At 37.2% G+C, this 2,375-nt stretch carries 1 protein-coding gene and 1 rRNA gene; both read left to right on the top strand.

The genetic code is table 11. From position 1 onward, the window contains the following. Positions 1-388 precede the first annotated feature (388 nt). Positions 389-1,873 carry a lysine--tRNA ligase gene (gene lysS / locus M3182_RS25465; RefSeq protein WP_251560618.1) on the top strand — a complete coding sequence of 495 codons (1,485 nt, stop codon included), beginning with the start codon at positions 389-391 and terminating at the stop codon, positions 1,871-1,873. 386 nt (positions 1,874-2,259) lie between these two features. Continuing rightward, positions 2,260-2,375 (top strand): 16S ribosomal RNA (locus tag M3182_RS25460); the annotation flags it as partial.

The raw sequence follows: 2,375 nt of genomic DNA, 5'->3' as shown, positions 1-2,375 counted from the left end.
TGTAAGTGTGGTGTGGTAACTTCATTTTACTAAAAAGGACGATTTTTTTTTGTATTTTTTTTCGAAAAAATACAAAAAGGGGCTCCAAAAAAACCAGCTTTCACTGACTTTTTGGACAGCCCCTTTTTTGAAAAATAGGTTCTGTATAAGAAATAACGAGTGAGCGTCAACAACAGTAGTTCACAACTGTCATATCAATCGGTAGATAAGTTTGAATAGACATCATTGGCTAGATTATAAACCTATGGATTAATAACATTGCTAGAGGGACACTCGCGCTTATCTAGTATTTTGTATGTCTATTGTTGATAAATTGTGTAAAATAATAGGAGTATTCATGTTCAAGTTACATAATGATAATAAATAAATTATTGGAGTGAATAAATAAATGAGTCAGGAAGAATTAAACGACCAGTTTATTGTCCGAAGAGACAAAATGAACGCACTTAGAGAAAAAGGATTAGACCCTTTTGGTAAACGCTTTGTGCGCACACATGATTCAGGAAGCATTTTGAGTCAATATGGAGAACTTGAAAAAGAAGAAATAGAAGGCCGAAACGTTGCTGTTAAAATTGCTGGTAGAATTATGACCAAGCGTGGAAAAGGAAAAGCTGGTTTCGCTCATGTAAAGGACTTAACCGGACAAATTCAAATCTATGTTCGTCAAGATGCGGTTGGAGAAGAAGCTTATGAAATTTTCAATGATGCTGACCTTGGGGACCTTGTAGGGATAGAAGGGACGCTTTTTAAGACAAAAGTAGGAGAACTCTCCATTAAGGTACAAAACTTTGTCTTTTTAACAAAGGCTTTACGTCCACTTCCAGATAAGTTCCATGGCTTAAAAGATGTAGAACAACGTTACCGTCAGCGTTATCTAGATTTAATTGTAAGTGATGAGAGCAAACAGACATTTATCAACCGTAGCCGTATTATCCAATCGATGAGACGTTACCTTGATTCTCATGGATATTTAGAAGTTGAAACTCCAATGATGCATTCAATCGCAGGTGGAGCTTCAGCACGTCCATTTATCACACACCATAATGCACTTGATATGACACTTTATATGCGAATCGCTATTGAATTACATCTGAAGAGATTAATTGTTGGCGGACTAGAAAAAGTTTATGAAATTGGTCGTGTATTCCGTAATGAAGGAGTTTCGACTAGACATAACCCAGAGTTTACGATGATTGAGTTATATGAGGCATACGCTGATTATCGTGACATCATGTCCCTAACGGAGAATTTGATTGCTCATATTGCTGAAGATGTCCTTGGGAAAACGACTATTAAGTATGGAGAATATGAGATTGATTTAAAACCTGAATGGAAGAGACTTCATATGGTCGATGCCGTTAAGGAATATACAGGTGTAGACTTTTGGAAGCAGATGACAACAGAAGAGGCACGTCTATTAGCGAAAGAGCATGGAATTGAGATCACTGAACATATGCAATATGGCCATATCGTAAATGAGTTTTTTGAACAAAGAGTTGAAGAAAAGCTCATTCAACCAACATTCATTTACGGACATCCAGTGGAAATTTCTCCACTTGCTAAAAAGAACGATGAAGATCCTCGTTTCACCGATCGTTTCGAGTTATTCATTGTTGCTCGTGAACATGCGAATGCTTTCACTGAATTAAATGACCCGATTGACCAACGTGAACGTTTTGAAGCGCAGCTAAAGGAAAAAGAACAAGGAAATGACGAAGCGCATGAAATGGATGATGACTTCATAGAAGCATTAGAGTATGGTATGCCTCCAACTGGTGGACTAGGAATTGGAATTGATCGTCTTGTTATGCTATTAACAGACTCTGCATCCATTCGTGATGTACTATTATTCCCGTTAATGCGTCATCGTTAAAATGAAAGACAAAGCGAATTTTCGCTTTGTCTTTTTTATGTAGAGTTTTCATTAGTATAGTGTTTGTGAAGTAAGGGAGTGGCAATGGAATTTAAAGAATAGTTGAACTTTAATTTCCTGAGAAAAAAGTAGAGAAAAACACTTGCGCATCGATTCTAACGGTGGTATATTAATATTCGTTGTTACGAGACAAGTTGTTAACAAGTTAAACAAAATAAAAAAACTTGTTGACAAAAGAAAAATGTCTTGGTAATATATAAGAGTTGCTTCACGGCGACGGATTGCTCTTTGAAAACTAAACAAACAAGCGTCAACAAACAATATTATCATGTCTTCTTATGAAGAACATGAGCCAACGTTTTATTTTATGAGCTTACTCATACTCTTTATTGGAGAGTTTGATCCTGGCTCAGGACGAACGCTGGCGGCGTGCCTAATACATGCAAGTCGAGCGAACCAATGGGAGCTTGCTCCCTGAGGTTAGCGGCGGACGGGTGAGTAA

Origin of the sequence: Mesobacillus maritimus, assembly GCF_023715205.1 — a bacterium.
Lineage (GTDB): Bacteria > Bacillota > Bacilli > Bacillales > Cytobacillaceae > Mesobacillus_B > Mesobacillus_B maritimus_C.
Note: the sequence above shows the minus strand (reverse complement) of the source record. Positions and strands in the feature narration are given on the sequence as shown.